This window comes from Clostridium culturomicium, from assembly GCF_000821305.1.
Taxonomy (GTDB): domain Bacteria; phylum Bacillota; class Clostridia; order Clostridiales; family Clostridiaceae; genus Clostridium_J; species Clostridium_J culturomicium.
In genome coordinates this window covers 1-3034 of sequence record NZ_CCXK01000010.1, presented here as the reverse complement: position 1 = coordinate 3034, position 3034 = coordinate 1, and the positions used below count along the sequence as shown (strand labels likewise).

Here is a 3034-nt window from a genome sequence, read left to right as displayed (position 1 = left end):
AGGCTATCCCCCTCTACAAGGCAGGTTACCCACGTGTTACTCACCCGTCCGCCGCTAATCCACCCCGAAGGGCTTCATCGCTCGACTTGCATGTGTTAGGCACGCCGCCAGCGTTCGTCCTGAGCCAGGATCAAACTCTCAATTTAAAAAGTTTGAGCTGTGCTCTAATTGTTTCGCTGACTTGTTAAAGTCATTTATTGATAGATTATCTCTATCGAAATTAACTGGTTTTACCTTTATTTCTCTGTTTAATTTTCAAAGACCAATTCTTTTTCTTCGTCGTTTACTTCCGACGACTTTTACTATTTTACCAGAGGCTTTCGCACCTGTCAACAACTTTTTTAAAACTTTTTAATAAGTTGTTTCAAATTTGTTGCTGTTGTTTTGTCGCGTCTCTCATCGACAAGACATATCTTATCACGATTATAATCTACATAATTCTCATATGTACTTATTTTTTTAATATAATCGATATCTTTCTTTCTATTTCTCACTTTTTCACATATATACTTATAGTGATACACCAGGGGTTGTTTATATTATTTATTAAATAACATCTTATATTTAGCTTTAAAATATTACTTTTTTTACCTTTATTTATTTTTTCTAAATTACTGACTTATCACTTAATGCAATATTATTCCCTAAATAAATATATCTATTAAATTTACTTTTATTTTTGCAATAAATTAAAAACTTCGCATATTGTTTTATTTTATGGGCACATTATACCTATTAGCAAAAAAAATAGGAGATTGGTGATTTATTATATGAAAAAAAATAATCGAAGTTTTATATCTTATCTAGCTGTATTTTTTATTATCTTACAGTTAGTTAGTCAAATAACTCCGCAAAATCATTCTTCTCAGCACATTAATATATCGAAGCTAGTTATGGCTAGTAATTTTAATTCATCTAATATTAATTTATCTTCAACTATTAATGAGGATAATATAATCCAACAAGGAAGTTATACTGAAATCAATTCAGATAATAATATTAACTATTATGGATTAAGGAAATGTAATTCAACTCTTAATGAATTTTATTCAAAATCTAGTGTTAGCGAAAATGCTAAATTACTAACTGAGCATCTGCCAGATTCTTTTCAATATAAAGTAGTTAATGAAGATGCGCTCAAAGCTTATTTAGAAACTAGATCTTCTTTACTTATGAAGGAACCTTATTTTACTTCAATTATTAATGTAGCTAGAGACTTCAATATTAATCCTGTACTTCTTTTTGCTATAACAGGACAGGAGCAAGGCTTTGTACCAACCAATCAAGATGGTGCTGCACAAATAGCTAATAATCCATATAATGTTTTCTGTAGTTGGCAGGACTATAATACAGATATTATAGACTCCTCTCAAATAGCTTGCAGAACAATTATAAGTTTATCTAAAGGTAAACCTGACAATGTTGATACCTTAGTATGGATTAATAGAAAGTATTCAGCTGATCAGAATTGGAATAACGGAGTTAGAACACTTTATAATGATATTAATACATTTATTGATAATTATAATAAATAAAAAAAACTATGCAGACATATTAAAATGTCTGCATAGTTTTTTTATTTTCAATATATATACTTCTACTAGGAAATGCAACTTCAACATGTGCATCCTTAAGAATCTTCATAATTTTAAAGTTGATATCCTCTTTTACTGCCATATATTCATTATATGTTGTCTTGTTTATAAAGAAATATAAACTTATATCTAAGCTGCTTTCATTTAATGTGGAAAATGCTACATTTATCATTTCATTATCTACACCTTCATGCTGACTAAGCATTTCTTTAATGTTTTCCACACAAACCTTAAGCTGCTCTATAGATGTATCATAGGTAACTCCTATATCCATAGTAACTCTTCTTGTCTCTCTTTTATTGAAATTAAGAATTGAATCATTAACCAATACTGAGTTAGGTACTGTAATTAATACCTTGTCAAAAGTTCTAATTCTTGTACTTCTAAAGCTTATCTCTTCTACTACACCTTCAATATCTTTACACCTAATCCAGTCTCCTATATTGAATGGACTATCTAGGAATATAATAACTCCTGACATCATATTTGAAGCATAATCCTTAGCTGCCAAAGCTACTACTACTCCACTTATGCCTAAACCTGCTATAAATGCGTTTACATCCATTCCCCAAATCTGTGCTATTTGAATAATTGCAAATGCTAATATTAAAAATCTTATTGCCTTACATAGCATTGGAATTAAAACTACATTAACTTTTATATCATATCTAGTGCTTGCTCTTTCAATATATTCATCAGAGTTATTTGTTAAATTGTTAAGTCCCATAGCTATTAATACTATTATTGCACACTTAACAAGTTTGTCTATAGTTAGATTAAATCCCCATCCCATAGAATTGTTAACTACTGTTGCTAAAATATACGCACCTATAACTACAAATAATAATTTTATTGGCTCTTCAAATGCATTTAAAATTACTCTAGCACTTTTAATCTTTAAAGTCTTAAACAAATTATCTAAAATTTTAATAACATATTTAGTAAAAATATTTTTTAAAAACATAAACAATACAAATATACCTACGCCAATCGCAATAGACTTCCACATTTCAAAAAATCTGCTTTCTAATATCATCTGAACATACTTGTTCGAAAGTATTTCTAATTGTGCTACAAACATTACCATTTCCTCCTCATAAGATTTTTATTATGCTAAGTAATGTTACTTAATAATACTTAAAATATAATAACATCAAATAAAATATATGTAAAATTACTTCAAATATATCTATATTAATTTATTTTAGTATGTCCATACCTCACTTTTATTACATATATTTTAAAAATAAACTTTTATATAACAAAAAAACACTTCGTGCTGAAGTGCTTTTGGTGGCTCGCCGGGGGATCGAACCCCGGACACCATGATTAAAAGTCATGTGCTCTACCGACTGAGCTAGCGAACCATAAAAAAAGACCTGGCAACCACCTACCCTCCCACACAGCTTCCCGTGCAGTACTATCGGCCTCTTAATGCT

Annotated in this window: 2 protein-coding genes, 1 tRNA gene and 1 rRNA gene; 1 reads left to right on the top strand and 3 read right to left on the bottom strand. The window is 29.6% G+C overall.

Annotation, left to right across the window (positions count from 1 at the left end; genetic code table 11):
• Nucleotides 1–146 (bottom strand): 16S ribosomal RNA (locus BN1075_RS00600); the annotation flags it as partial.
• A 624-nt stretch (nucleotides 147–770) separates the two neighbouring features.
• On the opposite strand from BN1075_RS00600, the gene BN1075_RS20475 reads away from it, so the two are divergent.
• Nucleotides 771–1535 carry a hypothetical protein gene (locus BN1075_RS20475; RefSeq protein WP_052406320.1) on the top strand — a complete coding sequence of 255 codons (765 nt, stop codon included), beginning with the start codon at nucleotides 771–773 and terminating at the stop codon, nucleotides 1533–1535.
• 19 nt (nucleotides 1536–1554) lie between these two features.
• Here BN1075_RS20475 and BN1075_RS00590 read toward each other — a convergent pair whose 3' ends face one another.
• Together BN1075_RS00590 and BN1075_RS00585 are read right to left on the bottom strand one after the other, a co-directional pair.
• Nucleotides 1555–2676 carry a mechanosensitive ion channel family protein gene (locus BN1075_RS00590; RefSeq protein ID WP_052406319.1) on the bottom strand — a complete coding sequence of 374 codons (1122 nt, stop codon included), beginning with the start codon at nucleotides 2674–2676 and terminating at the stop codon, nucleotides 1555–1557.
• Nucleotides 2677–2886: 210 nt separating this feature from the next.
• Nucleotides 2887–2962, bottom strand: a tRNA-Lys gene (locus tag BN1075_RS00585).
• Nucleotides 2963–3034: the final 72 nt, after the last annotated feature.